The following is a 21,964-nucleotide window of genomic DNA, read 5'->3' on the forward strand; positions in this document are numbered from 1 at the left end:
ATTTCAGGTCTGTCCGACCTGAAATCTGAATCCGCCTCTGAATCAGGAAGAGCATGATGTCGTCCGAAAACCGCTTCACACTTTTCGGCATCATGCTCTAGCGGCGCAATTTCCGGAGCCTGCACGATGACCGAAGCTCAGGATCTGTTCTCGCTTCTGCGGCAATCGACCGATGTCGATCCGCAGGCAATCGACGCAATCCGGCAAACCATCGCCGAGGGCAAGGACCGCGAACTTTGCCGCATCAATGCGCTCGCCTTCGCCAGCAAGCATGGCCTCGACGAGGAACGCACCATAAGCGCCTTTCTCCATGCGGCGCGGGTGGGCATCTTCGACATTTCCTGGAATGTTCTGTGCCCCGGCTGTGGCGGCGTGCTCGACACCAACGCCACGCTGAAAACCATGCAGAAGGACGAATACACCTGCGCGCTGTGCTCCCAGGGCTATTCGCCGACACTCGACGAGATGGTCGAGGTGACATTCACCGTCAGTCCCCGTGTGCGCAGGATTGCCGCCCACAATCCACACGAACTGCCGTTGGTGGAATATTACCGCCAGATCTACTGGGCGTCCGGGGCCGATCTGCCGGACGAGGATCTGGCGGAAAAGATGGAAGCGTTCTCGCTGGAAGATATCGAGCTTGCGCCCGGTGAAAAGGCGGTTCTGCACATCCAGCTTCCGCCCCAATTCATCATCGTCTTCGAGCCGGTCACACATTCGGCCCAGTTCATCGACGCGAAGGGCGAACCGGCAAAAGAGCGGCGAAACCTCTCTCTGGCCTTCGACCGCGACCATGTCCAGAGCCAGACGCTGGAGATGCAGCCCGGCCCATTGCGCATTTCGCTGGAAAACAGGACCGACACGCGCGTGCTGCCGACGGTCTTCATCGCCTGCCCGGTATTGCATGATTTCCTGGGCAAGCGCCGGCCCTTCGTGACCGCCAAGCGCCTGCTCACCAACCAGACGTTCCGGGATCTCTATCGCACGGATACGCTCGACATCAACCAGCGCCTGAAGATCACCAGCCTGACCTTCCTGTTCACCGATTTGCGCGGATCGACCGAGCTTTACGAGCGGGTGGGCGATCTTTCAGCCTTCGATCTCGTGCGCGAGCATTTCCAGGTTCTGCACGAGATCGTCGCGGCGGAGGCAGGCGCGGTTGTGAAGACGATCGGCGATGCGGTGATGGCGACCTTCGCGACGCCTGACCGTGCGATTGCCGCGGCGCTGCGGATGCGCGACGCCATGCGGGCGCTCAATGACAAAAGCGGGCGCGAGGACCTTCTGCTCAAGATCGGTGTTCATGCCGGCCCCTGCATAGCCGTGTCCATGAACGAGCGGCAGGATTATTTCGGCCAGACGGTCAACATTGCTTCGCGGGTCCAGAACCTCGCCAACGCACAGGCGATCTTCGCCACGCGTGCGGTGGTCGACGACAATCTCACTGCCGATTTGTTGCACAGGAACGCGCTGACGCCCGTGCCGCACGAGGTCTCGCTGCGCGGCATCGAGCGGGAGATTGCGGTTTATACGATCCCCTGAAGAGTTCTCTACCGCTCACACGCGCTTGCAGAGGAAATAACGGTCGGCGGGCTCCGAAGTGGGCGCCGGGAGCTGTTGCAGCAGCGGGTGATCGAGCGGCGTGCCACTGACCGCGAAGCCGCCGACGCGAAGCAGGCTCGCAATCAGATCGGGAAGCCAGGTAGCGGTCACTGCATCGCGATCGTCATAGCCGGTGCCGATGTCGGCATGAACAAGGGCGGCTTCGATGCCAATGAACTTGCGGCCCGTCTCGCGTATTTCGCCGAGCACGAGGTTTTCAGCTTCGGGAATTGAGCTAGTGTGCGCGCCAACTTCGCGGTCGAACACCACGATCCGGCGCCCGGGCAGAAGCTCGCGCAGATGGTGGAATGTCCGGCCATTGCCGAGGCCGAGCTCAAGCACAAGCCCCTCCATCTTCGCCACCTCGGGGCAGATTCGATTGAGAATGTCGCGCTGCGCGGTCATCCTGCTGATGAAATTATCGAGGCGACTCATATGCGATTGTGTGTCCTGAACCAGATCAAGAGATCGGTAACGCCCGCGACAAGAATTGTTCACGGGTGAATCCCGAAGCTGACGCGCTAAGCTCGATTGCGAGTCGGCACATATAGGGGCGGACAATAAACAGTGCAACAACCGTACAGGAGGCCGGCAAGCGACATTCCGGGTGGCGTCGGCGGCACTATGCGTGGCGGAATGGCGATCTCACTTGTAGGGGTCCGCGGCGTCCCGCAAGCCGTCGCCGAGGAAGTTGAACGCCATGATGACGAGGATGACGGGCAGCATCGGCAAAAGCAGCCATGGATAGAACGCGATCACGCTGACGCTGCGCGCCTCTGTGAGCAGGATGCCCCAGCTGGTGATCGGCGCTCTCAGGCCGAGCCCGAGGAAGCTCAGCGCCGTTTCGCCCAGGATCATGCCAGGGATGGAGAGCGTCGCCGTCGCGATCAGATGCGACATGAAGCCGGGAATGAGATGCCGCCTGATGATGCGGCTGCTTCCGGCGCCCATCAATTGCGCCGCCAGAACGTAATCCTCCTCGCGCAAGGCCAGAAGCTTTGAACGCACGGCGCGCGCCAGTCCGGTCCAGTCGAGCAGCCCGAGGATGACGGTGATGCCGAAATAGATCAGGATCGGACTCCAGGTTATCGGCATGATCGCCGCCAGGGCCAGCCATAGCGGAATGCTGGGAATCGATTGCAGGACTTCGATTATCCGTTGGACGATCAGGTCGAAGATACCGCCGTGATAGCCGGCCAGTCCGCCGATGACGATGCCGAGCAGGAAGCTGAAACTGATGCCGACGAGGCCGATAGTCAGTGAAATGCGTGCGCCATAGATCATGCGCGAGAGCACGTCGCGCCCCAGCCTGTCGGTGCCGGCCAGAAACAGCTGCCCGTTTTCGGCAGGACAGACAAAATGCCTGTCACCTTCGATCAGGCCCCAGAACCGATAAGTGTCGCCCTGGCAGAAGAAACGGAGCCGCTGAACTTCGTCGTGGTTCTCGATGTAGTTCCGCTTGAGCGTGTCCATATCCAGCGTCATCTGGCGGCCATAGACGAACGGCCCGACGAACTCGCCATTGTGGAACAGATGCACGTGCTGCGGGGGCGCATAGATGTAGTCCATGTTGCGCGAGTGCAGATTGTAGGGCGCCAGGAACTCGCAGATCAGTATCCCGGAATACAGCACTGCCAGGAATATGCCGGATATAAGTGCAAGCCGGTGTTTGCGGAATTTCCACCACATCAGCCGCAACTGCGATGCCTGAAAGACCTTCGATTGCTCCGGCGTCATCGCCTCGACCGACTGCAGGTCGAAGGGCGCGCCGGAAATGTAGTGTTGCAGTGGAGCACCCGGAGCGGGCAGCGGCGAGTCCTGCTTCATTTGGTGCTGCCACCCTGCAAACGAATTCGTGGATCAAGCAGCGCCAGCGCCAGGTCGGAAATCAGCACGCCGATAACCGTCAGGAAGGCGAGGAACATCAGGAATGACCCTGCCAGATACATATCCTGGCTTTGCAGCGCCTTGATCAGCATCGGCCCGGTCGTTTCCAAAGACAGAACGATAGCCGTGATCTCAGCGCCGGAGATGATGGCCGGCAGGATCGAGCCGATGTCGGAAATGAAGAAGTTGAGTGCCATGCGCAGCGGATATTTGACCAGCGCCTTGAACGGATGAAGGCCTTTGGCGCGCGCCGTCACGACATATTGCTTGTGCAGTTCGTCGAGCAGATTGGCGCGCAGCCGCCGGATCATGCTCGCCGTGCCGCCGGTGCCGATGATCAGGACCGGGATCCAGAGATGGGCGAGGATCGACTTCGCCTTGGCCCAGCTCATCGGCTCGCCGAGATATTGCTGGTCCATGAGATGGCCGATGGAGGTGCCGAACCAGATGTTGGCGAAATACATCAGGATCAGCGCCAGCATGAAATTCGGAATGGCAAGGCCGAGAAGGCCGAAGAAAGTCAGGCCGTAGTCGCCCCAGCTGTATTGATGCGTGGCGGAGTACATGCCTATCGGAAAGGCGATGAGCCAGGTGAAGATGATCGTGACGAAGGAAACCAGCACGGTCAGCCACATTCGGTCGCCGACGACGTCGCGAACCGGCAGCTCATATTCGAAGGAATAGCCGAAATCGCCGTGCAGCATCCCGCCCACCCAGTAGAAGTAGCGAATGACCGGCGGCTGGTCGAAACCATATTCCTTGCGCATCATCTGGATGCGGTCGGAATCTACCGCTTCGCCCTGGGCCCGAAGCTCGGCGACATAGCTGTCGAAATAGTCGCCCGGTGGAAGTTCGATGATGGTGAACACCAGCGCCGATATGACCAGCAGCGTTGGAACCATCACGGCGATGCGCCAGACAAGATATCGAAGCACGCTCAGGAGCCTCCAAGCCAGAATGTGTCCAGCAAATAGACACCGAAATAGGAGGTCGGGTCGTAGCCGTAGAGTGCTTTGTCAGGCAGGTTGCGCAGCCGCGACGATACCAGAATCGGCTGAAGTGTTTCGTTCACCGTACCGATAGAGAACACCTGATCGGTGTAGATCGACAGCATCGAGTTCCAGATTTCGGCGCGCTCGCTGGATTCGGTCGACCCGTTCCAGCGCTTGAGCAAAGCCATTAACTCAACGACTTCAGGAACATCGGGTGCCTCACCCATCTTGCCATGCGACAGATAGTAAGCGCCCCAGAGCGGCCATTGCAGCTGGTCGTCGATGGTGGGGGCCAGCTGGTATGGATTCATGTCGGCGGTCGGCACGCCATTGTCGATGCCCGACGACATCGACATCAGGATCTGGCCGCCAAGCGCACGGCTGCGGAAGATGTCGCGCTGCGAAGTCCGGATGAACAAAGCGATGCCGATCTTGCGCCAGTGATCGGTGATGAGTTCGAGCGCATCGGTTTCCAGCGTGCTTTCGCCGGCCGTTTCCACGATGATCTGCGCCGGGCGTCCATCGGGAAGTAGCCGCAGGCCGTCATCGTCACGGGCCTGAAGCCCGACCTCGTCAAGCAGTGCATTGGCCTGGTCGGGATCGTGGGCGACCCAGGCTTTCGCGAATTCCGGCCGGTAGAGCGGGCTCTCCGGCAAGACCGTATCGGCGCTTTCCTGCGCCAATCCGTAGAAGACGGCCATGTTGATCTCGCGCCGGTCCACAGCGAGCGAAAGTGCGCGGCGCACGCGCACGTCACGCAAAAGGCCACGCCACACCGGGTCGGCACAATTCAGATTGGGCATGAGCGCCAGCCGCGAACCCTGTGTGCGTTTCCACAGATGCATCTTCACCGGGTAGCGCTTCTCCGCGTCCTTCAGGAAGGAGTAATCGCTGAAGTCGATTCCCATGCATTGCAGGTCGCTCTCGCCCGCACCGGTCTTGGCGGAGATGATCGCCGACGAGCTGACATTCATGATGATCCGGTCGACATAGGGCAGTTGCCGGCCGTTCTCGTCTGTTCGATGAAAGAACGGGTTGCGCTCGAAGATGAACTGCTCGGCCGGCGGCTTGGTCCGGTTCTGCCAGGGGTCGAGTGTCGGCAGATCCGGGTTCTCCGGGCGATACTGCCGCGACATGCGGATGTGCAGCAGCGTCCATTTTGCGGTCCGGTTCTCCTTCATCAGGCCGGCGAGCCGGAATGGATCCTGATATTTCTTGTGGAACTGCTTGAGATAGGCGGCTGGCAAAACAAGCGGTGTCGGCGAAGCAGCGGCAAGTTTGGGCAGGAAGTCGGGATTGGGCGCGTCCCAACTGTAGCGCACCGTCAACGGATCGACGATCTCGAAACGTGGCGGCTTGCCGTCCGCCAGCAGGGCAGGGGCGAGCCCCCCTTGCGAAAGCTCATCGTTCAGCCAGACATCTTCCCAGCAATAACGAAAATCCTCCGGCGTCAGCAGGCTGCCGTCTGACCATTTATGGCCTTCACGAATCTTGAACGTGAAGACGCGATCATCCTTTACGTCGAAACTTTCGAGAATGTCGGCCTGAAAGTTAAGCTTTTCGTCATAGCCGACCAGCCGGGAATACCCGTAGATCGTCATCATCCGGATATCTTTCTGGCTGCCGATGATCGTACGCAGCGTGCCGCCATACTGGCCGGGCTGCCGGCCCATCGCCGCGAGGTTCAACGCGCGCGGGCTTTTGGGCAGGCGCTCCGCGAGTGGCGGCAGAGCCCTGGCTTTCAGCTGCGGCTGAAGAAAATCCGGCTCCAGATCGCCGGCGCGCGCCGTGCCCGGCAGAAATGCCGAAGCCATGAGACCAAGGACAGTGCGGCGGCTGATCAATGGCGTAACTCGCTGACATCGGCCGAACGTCGGGCCAGCACGAGATGGCCGCCGCCGAGATCGAGCGGCGACAGCATATCCTCTTCGCCCTCGTCGCGGAATTGCGGGCCCCATGCGCTGGTGTCGGAAGCGCCGCCGAGCTTCAGCGTCTTGAAATCCATCGGCCGGTCGAGATCGGGGAAGGGGACTGCGGCGAGCAGCGAGCGCGTGTAGGGGTGGATCGGTTTCCTGAGCAGAATTTCGCGCGGTGCAAGCTCGACGATACGCCCGCCGCACATCACCGCGATGCGGTCCGCCATGTAGTCCACCACCGCGAGATTGTGGGATATGAACAGGTAGGTCAGGCCCAGTTCCTTCTGCAGGTCCTTCAGAAGGTTCAGGATCTGCGCCTGCACGGAGACATCGAGCGCCGAAACCGGCTCGTCGCAGATCAGCAGTTCAGGCCCCAGCGCCAAGGCGCGCGCAATGCCGATACGCTGACGCTGCCCGCCGGAGAAGCTGTGGGGATAACGCTGGATGAAGCGCGGATCGAGCCCGATTGCCTGCATCAGGCTCTTGACTGTGGCTAGCCGGGACGCGGCATTGCCACGTTGATGGATTTCCAGCGGCTCGCTCAAGATGTTTTCCACGGTCATGCGAGGCGAGAGCGACGAGACCGGATCCTGGAAAACCATCTGGAGTTTCGCCCGCAGCAAGCGCAGGGCGTCTCCCTCGGCTTCCAGGACGTCGATCGGTCCGTCGCGGCCGTTGAAGATCACGGAGCCGCCGGTAGGGGTGACGGCCCGCATCAGGATCTTGCTGACGGTGGTTTTGCCGCAGCCGCTTTCGCCAACCAGGCCCAGGCACTCACCTCGCCTGATGTCGAAGCTGACGCCGTCCACGGCGCGAACTGAGGTCTGATGGCTCCCGCCGAACCATCCGGAGTTGCGGATGGTGTAGACCTTTTTCAGATCCCTGACCGACAGCAGAATGTCGTCCGGCCCCTTCGCTTCCGGCGCCGTCTGCTTGCCCAGCAGGGTCCCGACATTCACCGGCACCTCGCGGAGCGCCTTCAGCCTTTCGCCAGGTTTCAGGTCGAAATGCGGGACGGCTGCCATCAGGCCCTTCAGGTAAGGGTGGCCTGGCCGGCGGAATATTGCCTCCACAGGGCCCGCTTCCATGATCTCGCCATGGTACATGACCACCACCTCGTCGGCGACATTGGCAACCACGCCGAGGTCGTGTGTGATCAGCAGCATTGCCATGTTGAGCTTGGTCTGGAGTCCACGAAGCAATTGCAGGATTTGCGCCTGGATGGTGACGTCCAACGCCGTTGTCGGCTCATCGGCGATCAACAGAGCGGGCCGGCAGATAAGCGCCATGGCGATCATGGCGCGTTGCCGCAATCCTCCCGAAAGTTCGAACGGATACATGTCGTAGGCGTGCTTGGGATTGGGAAACCCGACGAGGCCGAGCATTTCCTCGGTCCGTGCCTTGCGCTCCGTCCGGTCCATGTGCGTATGAATCTGCAGGGATTCGCTGACCTGGTTGCCGATCGTGTGCAGCGGCGACAGCGATGTCATCGGCTCCTGAAAGATCTTGCCGATGCGGCTGCCTCTCAACGCCCGGATTTCGGGTCCGTCTCGCGGCATCTGCAGGATATCCTGCGTCGTGCCGGGCTTTTTGGGATCGGAAAACAGGATACGGCCGCGAACATGGGCCGTGTTCGGCAAGATGCCCATCACGGCCTGGCTGAGAACCGATTTTCCGGAACCGGACTCACCGACAAGCGCGGTGACCTTGCCGGGCAGGACGCGAAGATTTGCCCGCCTGACGGCATGCAACGGTCCCCCGACAATGGCAAAAGAGATGCCAACATCCTCGATCCGCAGCAGATCAACGCCTGCATCCATTCCCACACCAGCCCCAATCTGGCGCCTCCCGACCGGCCCCAAAAAGCAAGACTAGCGCATTGTCAGCGCAGAGCAACGTGGATTCGAAACGAATTCCCCGGCGACCGGCGGCCGGACAGCATACCAGGGCGTCCAGATCGGATGGTGGTGACTACTGGAGCTTCCTCCGGTCGCCCGCCGACAGCCGCGCGGCATCGCGATGAAGCAGCATGACCTGCTCGGCGTCCGATATCCGATCGTGAAACGGCTGCAGCGCAGCGTCTTCATCGAGTGCGAGAGCACCCGACAGATCGGGTGAAAGCACCGTCAGCTTCTGCTTGCTGCCCGCCAGTTCCTCCTCGCCGAGCGTCAGCCAGCTGTTGGCCCCGCAATAGCCGGCGAAGTCCTTGCTGGCGAGAACGCTGTGCGGATATTTCTTAGTCAGGGTCTGGAGACGCTGGACCTCGTTTACAGCCGAGCCGAAGACGGAGAATGTGAGTCGGTCGGTAAGCCCGACATTGCCGAACATCACATTGCCGACATGAAGGCCGATACCAAATTTTATGTCGCCCAGTCCTTGCTCTTTTCTGCGCAGATTGAGCTCCATCATGCGCATGCTGGCCTTGTGCGCAGCCGCAAGAGCAGCCTGGCAGGCGATCTCTGACTGCGCCCGGTGCCTTTCGCAGGGGTAGACGGCAATGAATCCATCCCCCAGGAAACTCATGATCTGCCCGCCTTTGCGATTGAAAGGTGCTGCGATGGCATCGAAAAACTGGTTCAGCGTATCGATATAGACTTCGCGGCCGGAGGTTTCGGCGAGCCTTGTCGACCCGCGCATATCGCCCATCACCAGCGCGGCCCGGATTGTGTCGCCCTCGCCGCGCTTGATCTGGCCGTCCAGCACGCGCCTGCCGGCGTCACCGCCGAGATACGTGGTCATCATGTTGTCGGCGAGCTTGGTGAGCACCGCCATCTTGCTTGCTATAGCGAGATGGTTCTGGATCCGCAGCAGCGCCGAAATCATGCTGTCGCTGAAGCCTGAAGCACTGTCGGTGGACCAGGACCCCAACATGCCCTGACTTGTATCGCCGTTGAAGGGATGGACGAAAGCCATGTAATCGGTGACGCCCATAAGCCTGAGCTCATCGAAAACAGGAAACTCCGACCGCACCGACGGGTCGAGCCGGCGCCGCAGATGGTCGAGCTTGTTGCTGAGCAGATGGTAGTATGGGCTGGTCAGGAATCTGTCGGAATGGACGCCGTTCTCACTCCGGAAGCCTTCCACTTCCAGGCCTTGGCCGCGAATCCAGGTGAAACCGAGCGCGTCATAAAGCGGATGCAGCATCGAAAAGCTCAAATGCACCCGCTTCAGCGGCAGGCCGGCAGCAGCCAGCCGTTCACAAAAACCCTTGACCAATGTTTCCAGGTCGTCGCCCGCCAGCGCCGATTGGGTCAGCCAATCGGCAACCTTATCCATGAGAATGTTGGAAATTTCTGTTTGCGCTGTGCTCATGCTATCTCGAAACCCGTCGAAGACGAGCCATCTCCTTTGATCCGCAAAATTCTCGAAGTCAATGAAGCCGGCTTCGGGGGCAGAAGCCGGCGAAGAATATCCCGAATGACTGTCCTTGCAGGAAGCAAGCAGACGTCGACCGCACAAATCACCTGCAACACTATGTGGCGAGGCTGCCGGCGAAGTGCAATCCCGATCCTGACATCGCGCAAATAATTGGTCGGCTCAGGCACCGTCGGGCTCGCCGGGTCCCAAGAACCATGGCCGCGGCGCATTGCGGAAAATCGATTCCCCAAGCCGTCATCAGACCGGCGCCTTCGCCTTCAGGCTTGCGGCAGCCATTGCATAGCCGCCGGCGGCGCCATCGATGAAGTGAACATGATCGCGCTGCAGCGGCGAGATGACGAGGCATGTCATCAAGGCCGACTTCTGGCGGTGCAGGCCATAGTTGCAGATGCCGGCCTCTTCCGCTTGTTTCAGCCGGTTCTCGATCCGCTGCAACACATCCGCGTCGACGTCGATGGTCATCTTCAAGCCGTCGTCGAACTTGCGGAAATCCGAATTGCTGGCCACCTCGCGCTTGTAGACCTTCGGGTCGAAACCGCCGATCGTCCAGCCCAATTTGTCGGTGACGGCCGTAAGCGTCATCAGGAAGGTCACCCACAGCTTGGCCAGCCACCGCCGCCCCGGCGGCGCCGTGGCCCGTGCCTCGACATCGAGACCGGCGGGCAAGAGACTATAGGCCGGACCGTCCACCGGCACCGGGTGGCCATCGCGCTCCTGCCTGCCGGCAAGGGCGATGATGTCGGAAGCCAGAAACTGGAAACCACGCAAGTCGCGCGATGCCCCGGGCACGGCTATGATCGAGACAATTTCGCCATGCCGGGCTTCGATCGGGTTCCAGCGGCAGGAGAGGCCGGTCAGATCCGGCCGCGCGCCGGCCGGGGCGGGGTCGACGCGGTAGCGCCCGGCTTTCATTTCGGCTTCCGCCCAACTGCCGCCGCCGCCGGCGAACATGGCATAGAAGGCTGCTTCGGAGGCCTGGAACCTCGCCACGCGAACGTCGAGGCCTTGCGCTCTTATGTCCTTTATCGGCACGATTGCGGCACGCAAGGTCAGGTCCAGTTCGTCCGCCACCCATCTCTGGACAGAAGCCAGCGCGTTACGGGCGATCTCCAGCGCCGAGCCGGGAAACGCCACGAGCGCGCCGTCGCCGCCGAAGACGAAGGGAAGATCTTGCCGGCCCAGTGCATTGAGCAGCGCCGAAATGACGCTGGCGCCGGCCATATTGACGGTTTTGTAGCGCCCGGCTTCGATCGCCTTGGTCGAGCCGACGATGTCGGCGGTGGCCAGCGCCCAGCCATCGGGGAGAGGCCGATAGTTGTCGATATCGGCAACGCTTTCGAACTTTGCGAAGACCGGCAAAGAAGCGACGAACGGGTCGGACGCGACAGCTGTTTCCATAAGCATCAGATAGCACATTCCAGCGCTTGAAGGTGAAGTCGATCATGCCTCGAAATTGACTTGGGCAGGCTTTGCGATGATAGGATCGCGCGATGCGAATTGCCTTCTACGCCCCGCTGAAGTCGCCCAATCATCCCGTTGTCTCCGGCGACCGCCAGATGGCACGGATGCTGGTCCAGGCGCTGCAGCATGGCGGGCATAGCGTCGAACTGGCATCGGAGTTGCGCTTCTATCTACGCCAGCCGGAACCGAAAAGTTTCGATGCGCTCATGATCGAGGCCCGGGACGAAGCCGCGCGACTGACAAGGCTTTGGGACCGTGACGGCAAGCCCGATCTCTGGTTCTCCTATCATCCCTACTACAAGGCGCCCGACCTGATCGGGCCCGAGCTGGCGTTGGCCTTTGCCGTCCCCTATGTGACGGCCGAAGCCTCCTATTCCGAACGGCGCAACGCCGGTTCGTGGGCCGATAGCCAAGCATTGGTCGCGCGAGCCATCGAACAGGCGGCGCTGAACATCTGCTTCACGCAAAGGGATCGCCAGGGGCTGGCGGATGCTGTCCCCCACGCCGCTCTCGGTATGCTTTCACCCTTCATCGACACATCGGCATTCCACGAAATGCCGGTACTGGATTATCCGACGCGCCTCGTGACCGTCGCCATGATGCGCCCGGGCGACAAGGTCTTGAGCTATCGCATGCTGGCGCAGGCGCTCGGGTTGATCGGCCATCTCCCCTGGACGCTATCGGTCGTCGGGGACGGACCTGCCCGTGACGAGGTAAAGGCGCAATTCGCCGGCTTGCCCGCCGACCGTATCGAATGGCTTGGCGCCATCGAGCCTGCCGCCGTGCCGGATGTCCTTTATCGCGGGGGAATCTACGTCTGGCCGGGTTACGGCGAGGCCTATGGCATTGCCTATCTTGAAGCACAGGCCGCCGGCCTTCCGGTGGTGGCTCAGGACATTGCCGGCGTGCCGGAGGTCGTGCGGCATGGCCAGACCGGGTTTCTCACCCCGCCGGGCAATGTGGGGGCGTTCGCTTCGGCCATCGCAAGGCTTCTGGCCAATAATGACGAAAGAACCATCATGGCTGCAGAGGCCAGACGTTTCGTTCTCGAAGAACGCTCTCTCGGTGCTGCAAAGGCCCGTCTGGCGGAACTTCTCAAGATGATCCCGTTGTCATGACGTCCGACCCGATTTGGCAGCCTCTGGTGGACGAGCTGGCGCATCGGCAACGGTGGGGCCGCAAGGCAGAGTTCTGGCTGCGCGACGACGACGCCGTGGATCCGACGCCGGCGCTCGATCGGTTGCTCGACCTCACCGGTGACTTCGCGGTTCCGGTCACTCTGGCCGTCATTCCGGCCCAGACCGACGGGAAGCTTGTCGTCCGGCTTGACGCCGCGCCGCATGCCACGGTCGCCATTCATGGCTGGGCGCACCGAAATCATGCGCCCGAGGGTCAAAAAAAGCAGGAGCTCGGCGCGCATCGGCCACGCGAGGTGGTGCTGGATGAGCTGGCCGGCGGGCTGTCGCGTGTAACCGGCCTGCACGGCGCACGTGCGGTTCCGATGCTGGTGCCGCCCTGGAACCGGATCGACGCCGGCCTGGTACCCGACCTCGGATCGATAGGATTTGCGGCATTGTCGGTGTTCGGGCCGCCAAGGCCGGCTTCCTTGGCGGTCATCAACAGCAATGTCGACATCATGGATTGGCATGGCACGCGCGGCTGCCGCGATCATGGTCTGTTGGTTCAGGCCATCGTCGCGCAATTGCAGCGTGCATTCGACGGCGGCGAACCGGTCGGCCTGCTCACCCACCATCTCGTCCATGATGAATCGGCATGGCTTTTCCTCGAACGGCTGTTCACGATCACCGCGCGGACCGAAGCCTGCGCATGGCTTCCGATCAGCACATTGACCGAACGCAGCGCCGGAAAATAGCTCAGCGCTTTTTGTTCACTGAAGTTGGGAATGTGAGCGTCTGGCCATCCCGCGCCGCAAAAGCGCCGGCAAACCTGTCCTTGGCCAGTTTCTCCATCTCGTCCAGCTCATCGTCGGTGCGTGCCGGATCGTGGTGAAACAGCGCAAGCCCGCGCGCGCCGGCCGCCTCGCAGAGCTTGACGCCCTGTTGCCATGTCGAGTGCCCGTTGCCGCGGTAGCGCTCCATTTCCTCCTCGGTGTAGGTGCAGTCGTAAATGACGAGGTCGGCATCTCTGATCAGGCCGAGCACCGCCTGGTCGAGTTTGCCCGGCTCGTGCTCGGTGTCTGTGATGACCGCCACGACGCGGCCCCCCCATTCGACCCGGTAGCCGATGCAGCCGCCCGGATGGGTAAGACTACCGGTTCGTACAACAACTCCTTCGCGTGGCCGAAGCAGGTCTCCGGATGCGAAATCGCGGCAGTCGAGGCTCGCCTTGCAGACACCGAGTGTCACCGGAAACCATGGCGGCCGAATGAATTCATCGACCATCTGCCGCGTCGTCATGCGTCCAGCCAGATGCCCGGACCAAAGCGTAACTTTGATGCCTCGTTCATAAATAGGCTTGAAAGCCGGCAGCCCGATGATGTGATCGTAATGGCAATGGGTGAAAAACAGGTCGAAATCGGTGACGCCCGCCGCCCGAAGCGTCCTGCCGGCAGGCCGCAAGCCGGAGCCCGCGTCGAACAGAAGCGTATGCTTGCCGCATTGCATCTCGATGCAGATCGTGTTGCCGCCATAGCGAGCAAATTCTGGCCCCGACACCGCAATGCTGCCGCGCACGCCCCAAAACCTGACAAGGAAGAAATCGTCGTCCATGCACCCTTTCGCCCATCGTAGCCAACCAACTGCTGCCAGAGTCGTTCCAGGAAAGGTGTGACACGGTTCCGGAAACTGCATCAAAACAAAGAAACAGAGCGGCTCGCCGCTTTAGTGCAACTGTGAATCGCTCTCGGCCGTTCGTGCGTCGATCAGGTCCGCGGTCGTACTGCTTAGCCTATCGGCAAGAACCCGCAATATCTCGATGGTCATTTCGGGAAACTCCTTCATAAGCCTCAGGAAATGGTCCTTGCGGATTCTCAAGGCCTCCAGCTCACTTGCCGCTTTGACGGTGGCAGTACGGGAGCTGTTGCACAATATGGCAATCTCGCCAACGATCGAATTTGGCAGCAATTCAGCAACTTTGATCGGCCCATTGTCGGAATCGACCAGAATATCCGCGCTGCCCGAAAGGATGACATAGGCGGCGTCTGCCTCGTCGCCCTGCCGGAAAAGAATCTGGCCGGCACTGTAGTTCACGCGATCGGACGTGAACGCGAGCAGCTTGAGCTTTGTCGGCTCGATGCCAGAGAACAAGGGAACGCGTTGCAGCATTCCAACTTCATCCTTGAGCAGCATTGTCGCAAACCTTCCTGAATTCGCGTTTGCCAGACTATGACACAAGTTCCTTGAAGATACCGTTTCCCGCCAAGAGTGTCTCGTGTGTTCCGTCTTCCACCAATTGGCCTGAGTCAAAGACCACAACCCGATCGAACATCGCCGCCATTGCCGGATTCGTCACCACCCACACAATTGCCGGCGAATGGCCGTCGCGTCTGGCTTCGTCGAGCACATTCCGCAACACTTTGTCCTGCACGCGCTGGTCGAGCGCCGACAGCGGCCGATTGAGAATGAGGAAATCGGGACGCTTGAGCAAGGCGCGGGCAACATCGAGCTTCTGTCGCTGTCCGCCGGTCAGCCGCCTGCCGGCGGCGCCGACGTTGAAGTCCAGGCCGACATCCAGAAGCTCGGCATAAAGTCCCAGTTCGTCAAGAATATCATAGACGATGGAGCGAATACGGTCCGGCGCGTCGGGATGGTTGTTGCCGACACGCCCGAACAGGACGTTGTCCATGACGGTGGCCGCGGCGATGTATTTGGCAGGATCAAACCGTTCGACAGCTTTCTCCAGCTCGGCCGGCAGGTTTTCATAGAACTGGTTGCGTGCAGCGATGATCTTGCTCATCAGCTCGTCGGTCAACAGGCCGAAGCGATGCCGGGGCTCGATATAGGCAAAGCTTAAGGTGACCATCATGGCGCGGTCGTTCTCCGAAACCGCATCGTAGGGGCGATTCTTGAGCCGTTGCAGCAAGGTTTCGTAGGCGGGTATCTCCTCGGCGCTCATGAAGGCGAGCTGCTGGAAGAACTGGTGTTCGGGCGGCAGGTCGGCAAACAGCTCGATCGCCTGTTCGGCGATCTCCATGCCCATTTCGTAGAGCGTGCGGTCGAGGCCGGCTTGCTTCAGCACGGAAGCAAAATAGGGATTGGACGCCAGTGCCTTGTGAGCCAGTTCGGGGCCGGCCGCAGCGCCGAAGAGCAGGTTCTGGCCGATCGTCGCTTCCTTGTTGTAGGCGCCCGGTTCAAAAGGAACCACCAGCGCGCTCAGGCCTTCTTCCTCCAACCGGGTTCGCAGCGCCGCACGCAGTTCGACGATCCGCCCGGCGAGCTTCGTGTGGCGCTTGAGGTCGGCCGAAGAGCGCAAGCCAAGATCCAGAATGTCGCGCGACAGAAGAACCGCGTCGAGCACCCGGCGCACGGCTTCAAAGAGGTCGTGCGGGCCGGTGGCGCCGGCGGAGGCATAGTTGATCCAGTCGCTGCGGATATCGAGATCCGGATTGCCCGACCGGCGCGCCTCGTCGATATTCCAACGGTGCTGGTCCGCCGCGGCGCCGTCATATGTCACCGATGTCAGCGGCGCATGCTTCAACCCGTAGAGCAAATTGTCGCGCAGGCTTGCCTGGAACAGGAAAACATCCGACGAAGCGTAGGACATGCGCCGGCCGGTCACGGCTTCGGGGAGATCGAGCAAGTCATCGGAGCCCGAAACGATCCTTCCGCTATCCGGCCAGGTCAGCCGCGCAAAGGCTTCCGCAAGCGCCTCCGCTCCCCCTGTTGCGGTGCTGACCAGCGCCACCGTCTCACCCGGCTTGACCTCGAGCGAGATGCGATTGAGGAGCATTGCGCCGCCATCGTCGGCTATCGACAGGCTGATCGCCGACAGCGGCTTGGTCATCGGATCGGGATCGTCGATCGTCAGTGCTCCGATTTCCGGCGCGATGATATTCTCGACGGTGAACTGTTCGACGACCTGCTGATATTTGACCTGGACATCCTGCCGGTCCTGATCCCAGTCGATCAGTTCCTTCATCGGTCCGGGCAAGTCCTTGTAGGCGCCAATCACGGCCACGAGCTGGCCGACATCCAGCCGCCCCTGGATGACCAGATAGCCACCGATCATGTAGAACAGAAAGGGCGTGAGCTGCGCGAGAAAATTGTTGAGGAACTTTACCATGAATTTCCATTGGTAAAGATCGAAGCGGATTTTGAAGATGAGCCCGAGCCGGGCTGCTATGTCGGCGCGCTCGTAGTTCGACGTATCGTGGACGTGAACCGCGCCGATGCCGTCGACGATTTCGCCAACCCGGCCTGAAAGCGCGCGCGCCGTCAACTGCCGCTGGCGCCCGAGCACGAGCAGCCGCCGCCGCATTCGCGGGATAAGCACGATCTGGATCGCCACGATCACGACCGCTATCATTCCGAGCCAGACGTTCTGGACCATGATGAACAGCATGGCCGTCAGCGCCTGGCCGCCGAGCAGCACCGGCTGCAGGAAGGCATCGCCAATGAAGCCGCCCAGCGGCTCCACCTCGTCCTTCACCATGGTCGCCACTTCGGCGGATTTCACCCGCTTGAAGTAAACCGGCGGAAACCGCAGCACACGATCGACCAGATCGAAACGAATACGCCGCAGCATGCGTTCGCCGAGCCGGCCCTTGTAAGTGTTGATGTAGAGCTTGAACAAGCCGTTGATGACGACCAGCAAGAGGAACACAAGGCTGAGCGCAAGCAGGGTGGAGGTGCGGTCCAGTTGAAAACCGGAGAAGAACTGGACCTCGCCGATGAACGGCAGGTTATAGTGCAACCGCATGAATGGCAGGGTCGCGCCCGGTTGCTCGAACCCCTTGCCCTGGATCGGGCCGTTGACGATCAGCTTCGGCAGGTCGAACGACATGAAATACGGGACCATCGAAAGCACGACGATCATCAATATCCAGAGCTGCTGCTTCCTGGTGTGCGTCCAGATATAGCGGGCTAGGCTGGTTTCCATATGCGATTGTCAGTTTGAAGGATGCGGAATGTAAAGGCACCTGCTGGCAAATGGTGTATCGGCCATGTCTTCGCCGCCAACGACGAGCTCAAAGCGGCAGCTGCGCGCCAGGCGGATGGGCGCCGATGGTCCGGACAAATGCAATCGGCCTCCTCCGGTCAATGGCGAAACGGGTTGCGGCACAGTCGCGTCCGCAAGTCGAACAGGCTTGCAAGAGGCAAGATTGCGTTGTGTCGCCCGAAATCCCAACATAGAAGACGAATATGATGGATGTCACGCAACCACGCAATGCCGGCATGGGTGGGCATGAGCAAGCCCTGGACCTCACGCGGGGAATTGCCGCCTATGTCGACCACCCTCTCGTGGCCGGGCTGGCGCGCGTCATCGCCAAGCATCCGCAGGCCGATATCGCCAATGCCTTCAACCACAAGCAGGTCGCCTGCAAGATGTGGGCGCTCGACAGGCTGTTCGAAAGCGACGGCGGCCGGTTCGAACGCATATGGGTTCTGGGTGGATGGTACGGCGTATTGCCGGCGATGCTTTTCAACGACGCCCGCTTCGACATCGGGGCGATCGACAGCATCGACATCGATCCCGAAGTCGGCGCGGTCGCCCGGACACTCAACCGGCAAGCCGGCGAGCGGTTTCAAGCACTGACGGCAGATATGTACGCACTCGACTATGGCGCCGGCCGACCCGACCTGGTGGTCAATACGAGCTGCGAACACATAGCCGATCTCAGCGCCTGGCTTGCCCTGCTTCCGCGGGGTACGAACGTGCTGCTGCAGTCGAACGACTATTTCAGCGAGCCGACGCACATCAACTGCGTGGCGTCACTTGCAGCCTTCGAAGCAATGGCGGCGCTGCGGCAGATCAGGTTCTCCGGCGAATTGCCGACAAAAAATTATACACGCTTCATGCTGATTGGAACTGTTTGAAGCGCTCGCGCAGGATTTGCGCCGAGCGCCGCGCCCCTTCCAGATCGAGACGATGCGAGGCTGGCGGCGGTCCCGCAAGCGCCTGCTCGATCGCATGCGCCAGACCTTCAGGCGTCAGGTCCTGTTCCGTCAGCACCGTTGCAAGACCGAGCTCTTCGAGCATCAGAGCGCGACGCGTCTGCTCGGTTTCCCCGCCGGCTGCAAATGGAACGAGCAGCGAGCGACACCCCGCGCGCATGACATCGCAGACCGTGTTGTAACCCGCCTGCGAGACCGACAGGCGGGCGCCGGTCAGCAGGCTGGCGAAATCCTCGCGGAACCGGAAGATGGACAGGCGTGGGGAGGCATCGCGTGAAATCGCGTCAAACTCGTCCTTCGGCAGGTTTGGGCCGGTGATCAAACACCATGTCCAGGCGTTGTCGGCATTTCGCGCCGCCGCGACGGTGGATCTGACAAGGCTCTTTCCGGCCGCCCCGCCGCCAACCGACACCAGAACGTCGAAGCGCTCTGAGGCCGCTTGCGCCGGCGGCGCAGCAACGAGCCCGGTGTAGGCGACCTCGGCCCTGATCGCCCCAGCCAGCGGAAATGTCTTGTCGATGGTTGCGAAAGCCGGATCGCCATGGACCATGACAAGATCGAAATGCCTGTTGACGAGATCGACCGTTTCTTCGTTTCGGCTCGGCTTCACGCGCTCCTGAAGGATGTCGCGGACGGACGCCGCCAGCAGCGGTCTGGGCGATGTCGCTTCGATGGCCTCGATCAGTGGCAAGAGTTCGAAACGCATCTGCCGGCGTCCAAAGGGAAACGCCTCGATAATGACGATGTCGGGCCTGTAATCCCGGAAAGCCTGCAGCAGCATCTCTGAGCGCCGCCTCTTGAAATCATCGTCGATGGCTTTGCCCTGCAGGTCGACAAGTCCGGAAAATCCTTCGTCACCGGAGGTGACAGGCGGCAGGGTCACGGATTTTACACCCGATCCCGGAAATCCCGCGATCGGCGCTCCGCCGGTCACGACGGTGACGTCGAACCCGTCATCGACCAGAGCCGCCGCAATGCGGCTGGCGCGCGCGAGATGGCCGATGCCGAGCAGGTGCTGAACATAGAAGAAAGCGCGCAGCCGCTTCATTCGGCGGCCCGCCACTCCCGCTCGAACAGTTCCTTGAGCTGTCCAATGCCTGCCACATGGTCGAAATTGCTTCGCACGCGCCGCTCCGCGGCGTCGCCGAGGCGGGCGCGCAGGACGGGATCGCGGATCAGGCGCTCCAGCGCCTGTGCCAGGGCAGTCGGGTTTTCCGAGGGAATCAGCAGCCCGGTTTCATCCGACGACAAAAGTTCCGGCACGCCGGAAATATCGGTCGACACGCAGGCAAGCCGCTGGCTGGCCGCCTCCACCAGAACATTCGGCAGGCCGTCCCGGTCGCCGTCCGCGGTGATCCTGCAGGCCAAAGCGAAGATGTCGGCGCTGCGGTAGTGCTCAAGCACCTCCTCCTGCGCCAGCGCGCCTTTCCAGGAGACGCGCCCCTCCAGCCCGAGCCTTTGCGCCAGCGCCTTCAGCCGGTTCAGTTCCTCGCCGCCACCGATATGCTCGAAACACCACGCCAGATCGCCAGGCAAGAGGGCAAGAGCCTCCAGCAACGTATCATAGCCTTTCTTTTCAACGGCGCGTCCGACACTCAAGATCATGACCGGTTCGGCCGGCGCCGAGCCGTCACGCTGTTTTCGCGCCTCGCCGAAACTGCCGAAGCGGTCAAGGTCGAGCCCATGATAGCTCAGATGCACGGACGAACTGCCGTTGGCGAGTTTTTTCAGATGGTCGAAGCCGGTTTTCGTGCACGTGACCGTCCAGCGCGCCGAGGAAAGCTTGCCGGCCAGATCCCAGTCCGCCGACGTCCAGATGTCCTTGGCATGGGCTGAGCAGCTCCAGGGCAAGCCACGAAGCTGGCTGGCATAGCGCGTCACCGATGCCGGCGTGTGCGCGAAATGGGCATGCAGCCATCCGGCATCTTGCGGCCATTCGGCCGCCAGCACCAGCGCTTGCCCGAAGCGGCGCGCGCGATTGCGCGTAAAGTCGCGGCGGATATCGGCAGCGAGCGATTTGAGCGCGCGCCAGAAGCCAGGCCGCGGCAGACAGGCAAACAGCGATCGAACCACGCGCAGCGGCTCTCTGTGCAGATATTCCGGCAGATAATGGACGGGGGCCTTGATCTCGTCATGCACGGGATGACGTTTTGCGTCGGTCGGCCGCCTGAGCGCGAAAAGTATCAGGTCCAACCCCGCACGCTCCAGACCGAGCAGCTCCTGCGCGATGAAGGTTTCCGACAGCCGCGGGTAGCCCTTCAGAACCACGACGATCTTGCGGTGTTGCAACTCAGTTCATGCCTTCAATGACCGAAAGGTGATGGCCGGCCCGCCGGTCGAGCAGTTCCGCGACGATTTCGGAAATATGAGGCAGCCCTTCCAGCGTCAGATGCGCATTGCTCTGCGATGGGCGGGGCCGGCCCGGCAAAACCTGCAGCGCATCGGCAAACCGCTGGGCATCCTCGGCTTCCTCAGGCAAAAGCATCTCGATGAGGCCGAGTTCGGCTGCGCGCCGTGCCCGGATCAGCTGTTCCTCGCGCGGCGTGACGCGCGGCACGATCAGCGCCGGCTTGTCGAAAGACAGTATCTCGCAATAGGTGTTGTAACCGCCCATCGCCACCACCGCCTTGGCGCCGGCAATCAGCTCTTCCATCCGGTTGTCGAATTCGATGATCTTGACATAGGGGATCTTGGCCCCCTTCCGGACCAGCTTGTTGCGCTTGCGCGCCGGCATGTAGGGCCCAAGCACGATCAGCGCCCGGTGCTGCAATCGCGGATCCTGCTGATAGGCCTCGATGACGTTGTGGATCAGGTCGGCGCCGTCACCGCCGCCACCGGTGGTAACCAGGATATAGTCGCCCTCGGGCCGGTGGCCGGGCAACTGGTTCTGCTGCAGGCTCCGTTGCAGGAAACCGACGAACTTCATCTTTGCCCTGACCGCCGGCGGCACCTCCAGGCCGGTCAGCGGATCGTAGAAATCCGGCGGGCCATAGACCCAGACCTTGTCGTAGAACAGGCCGATCTTGCGCATCACATCCCTGCGTGCCCACTCCGCTTCGAGCAAATGCGGCGCGTCCATCACCTCGCGCAGGCCAAGCACGAGCGTGGTGCCCCGCGTCTTGAGGTAGGACAGCGTATCCTCAATCTCTCCGCGCAGCCCCAGCGGTTCCTTGTCGACGATGAAGATATCCGGCCGGAAGCTCTCGGCCGTGTGGCGGATAATCGACTGCCGCATCCTTAGCGTCTCGTGCAGATCGATGTCCTTTTCCAGCGAGGTGTATTCGCCGTTTCGCAGCTTGATGACGCTGGGGATCTTCACGAAGTCGACGCGGGCGCGGTAGTCGAAGGCGCCGGCGATGGTGGCGCCCGAAATGATTAGCACCTGAAGTCCGCGGAAATCCCCGACCAGCGAATGCGCGATCGTTCGGCAACGCTGCAAATGGCCGAGCCCGAACGTGTCGTGGCTGTACATGAGAATTCGTGCGTCTTTTGCGTGCTGTGTCATTGTGAACGTCTTTTAGAATTCTCGCCGGACCGTGGGCAACCCCGCAGGCTTCGAAACCATTCTCGCGGGTCTATCGACCTGTTTTGAAACATGGGGGCGAGAGGTACGCAACGGCATTCTTCACCAGGTCACGAATGCCAGGGGCGCTGA

Annotated in this window: 17 protein-coding genes; 4 read left to right on the forward strand and 13 right to left on the reverse strand. The window is 61.3% G+C overall.

Features of this window, described 5'->3' with window-relative positions:
* Nucleotides 1-126: 126 nt before the first annotated feature.
* Nucleotides 127-1,542: an adenylate/guanylate cyclase domain-containing protein gene (locus tag X757_RS147385; RefSeq protein WP_023685078.1), complete on the forward strand. Its 1,416-nt coding sequence runs from the start codon at nucleotides 127-129 to the stop codon at nucleotides 1,540-1,542.
* 15 nt (nucleotides 1,543-1,557) lie between these two features.
* Here X757_RS147385 and X757_RS147380 read toward each other — a convergent pair whose 3' ends face one another.
* The 7 genes from X757_RS147380 to X757_RS147350 all read right to left on the reverse strand — a co-directional run bounded on the left by X757_RS147380 (nucleotide 1,558) and on the right by X757_RS147350 (nucleotide 11,191).
* On the reverse strand, nucleotides 1,558-2,037 hold the full coding sequence (locus X757_RS147380; protein ID WP_023726700.1) for a class I SAM-dependent methyltransferase: 480 nt from the start codon (nucleotides 2,035-2,037) through the stop codon (nucleotides 1,558-1,560).
* A gap of 210 nt (nucleotides 2,038-2,247) precedes the next feature.
* Complete coding sequence (locus X757_RS147375) at nucleotides 2,248-3,429, reverse strand: ABC transporter permease (RefSeq protein WP_031249370.1); 1,182 nt, start codon at nucleotides 3,427-3,429, stop codon at nucleotides 2,248-2,250.
* Nucleotides 3,426-4,424 (reverse strand): ABC transporter permease, encoded by a 999-nt coding sequence (locus X757_RS147370; protein ID WP_023672136.1) that lies wholly within the window; start codon nucleotides 4,422-4,424, stop codon nucleotides 3,426-3,428. Before X757_RS147370 ends, X757_RS147375 begins: the two co-directional genes overlap by 4 nt.
* 2 nt (nucleotides 4,425-4,426) lie before the next feature.
* The gene (locus tag X757_RS147365) at nucleotides 4,427-6,325 is read right to left on the reverse strand and encodes an ABC transporter substrate-binding protein (protein ID WP_023672137.1); all 1,899 of its coding nucleotides are present in this window, start codon (nucleotides 6,323-6,325) and stop codon (nucleotides 4,427-4,429) included.
* Nucleotides 6,322-8,217, reverse strand: a complete 1,896-nt coding sequence (locus tag X757_RS147360) for an ABC transporter ATP-binding protein (RefSeq protein ID WP_023726702.1) — start codon at nucleotides 8,215-8,217, stop codon at nucleotides 6,322-6,324. The genes X757_RS147365 and X757_RS147360 overlap by 4 nt, the downstream gene beginning before the upstream one ends.
* Nucleotides 8,218-8,368: 151 nt before the next feature.
* Nucleotides 8,369-9,709: an adenylate/guanylate cyclase domain-containing protein gene (locus X757_RS147355; RefSeq protein ID WP_023726703.1), complete on the reverse strand. Its 1,341-nt coding sequence runs from the start codon at nucleotides 9,707-9,709 to the stop codon at nucleotides 8,369-8,371.
* 303 nt (nucleotides 9,710-10,012) lie between these two features.
* Nucleotides 10,013-11,191, reverse strand: a complete 1,179-nt coding sequence (locus tag X757_RS147350) for a DUF3095 domain-containing protein (protein WP_031251362.1) — start codon at nucleotides 11,189-11,191, stop codon at nucleotides 10,013-10,015.
* A 74-nt stretch (nucleotides 11,192-11,265) separates the two neighbouring features.
* On the opposite strand from X757_RS147350, the gene X757_RS147345 reads away from it, so the two are divergent.
* Nucleotides 11,266-12,354 (forward strand): glycosyltransferase family 4 protein, encoded by a 1,089-nt coding sequence (locus X757_RS147345; RefSeq protein WP_023726705.1) that lies wholly within the window; start codon nucleotides 11,266-11,268, stop codon nucleotides 12,352-12,354.
* Nucleotides 12,351-13,109, forward strand: coding sequence for a polysaccharide deacetylase family protein (locus X757_RS147340; RefSeq protein ID WP_023685073.1), 759 nt, complete (start codon nucleotides 12,351-12,353; stop codon nucleotides 13,107-13,109). Before X757_RS147345 ends, X757_RS147340 begins: the two co-directional genes overlap by 4 nt.
* 1 nt (nucleotide 13,110) lies before the next feature.
* On the opposite strand, the gene X757_RS147335 is transcribed toward X757_RS147340, so the two are convergent.
* The 3 genes from X757_RS147335 to X757_RS147325 form a co-directional block, all read right to left on the reverse strand.
* Entirely contained in the window at nucleotides 13,111-13,965 is an 855-nt protein-coding gene (locus tag X757_RS147335) for an MBL fold metallo-hydrolase (RefSeq protein ID WP_023692895.1), read from the reverse strand.
* 111 nt (nucleotides 13,966-14,076) lie between these two features.
* Nucleotides 14,077-14,544 carry a cyclic nucleotide-binding domain-containing protein gene (locus tag X757_RS147330; RefSeq protein ID WP_023672144.1) on the reverse strand — a complete coding sequence of 156 codons (468 nt, stop codon included), beginning with the start codon at nucleotides 14,542-14,544 and terminating at the stop codon, nucleotides 14,077-14,079.
* A gap of 34 nt (nucleotides 14,545-14,578) precedes the next feature.
* Entirely contained in the window at nucleotides 14,579-17,293 is a 2,715-nt protein-coding gene (locus X757_RS147325; RefSeq protein ID WP_023672145.1) for an ABC transporter ATP-binding protein, read from the reverse strand.
* A 266-nt stretch (nucleotides 17,294-17,559) separates the two neighbouring features.
* Here X757_RS147325 and X757_RS147320 point away from each other — a divergent pair, with 266 nt between their 5' ends.
* Entirely contained in the window at nucleotides 17,560-18,231 is a 672-nt protein-coding gene (locus X757_RS147320; protein WP_081725482.1) for a class I SAM-dependent methyltransferase, read from the forward strand.
* Here the strand turns inward: X757_RS147320 and X757_RS147315 are convergent.
* From X757_RS147315 to X757_RS147305, 3 genes are read right to left on the reverse strand one after another with little or no spacing between them, the layout of a single operon-like run.
* On the reverse strand, nucleotides 18,209-19,357 hold the full coding sequence (locus X757_RS147315; protein WP_023706791.1) for a glycosyltransferase family protein: 1,149 nt from the start codon (nucleotides 19,355-19,357) through the stop codon (nucleotides 18,209-18,211). The genes X757_RS147320 and X757_RS147315 overlap by 23 nt on opposite strands.
* The gene (locus X757_RS147310) at nucleotides 19,354-20,598 is read right to left on the reverse strand and encodes a glycosyltransferase (protein ID WP_023706790.1); all 1,245 of its coding nucleotides are present in this window, start codon (nucleotides 20,596-20,598) and stop codon (nucleotides 19,354-19,356) included. The genes X757_RS147315 and X757_RS147310 overlap by 4 nt, the downstream gene beginning before the upstream one ends.
* Before the next feature lies 1 nt (nucleotide 20,599).
* A complete protein-coding gene (locus X757_RS147305; protein ID WP_023672150.1) occupies nucleotides 20,600-21,814 on the reverse strand; it encodes a glycosyltransferase family protein in 1,215 nt (404 codons plus the stop codon).
* Nucleotides 21,815-21,964: the final 150 nt, after the last annotated feature.

Origin of the sequence: Mesorhizobium sp. LSHC412B00 (assembly GCF_000503035.1) — a bacterium.
Taxonomy (GTDB): Bacteria; Pseudomonadota; Alphaproteobacteria; order Rhizobiales; family Rhizobiaceae; genus Mesorhizobium.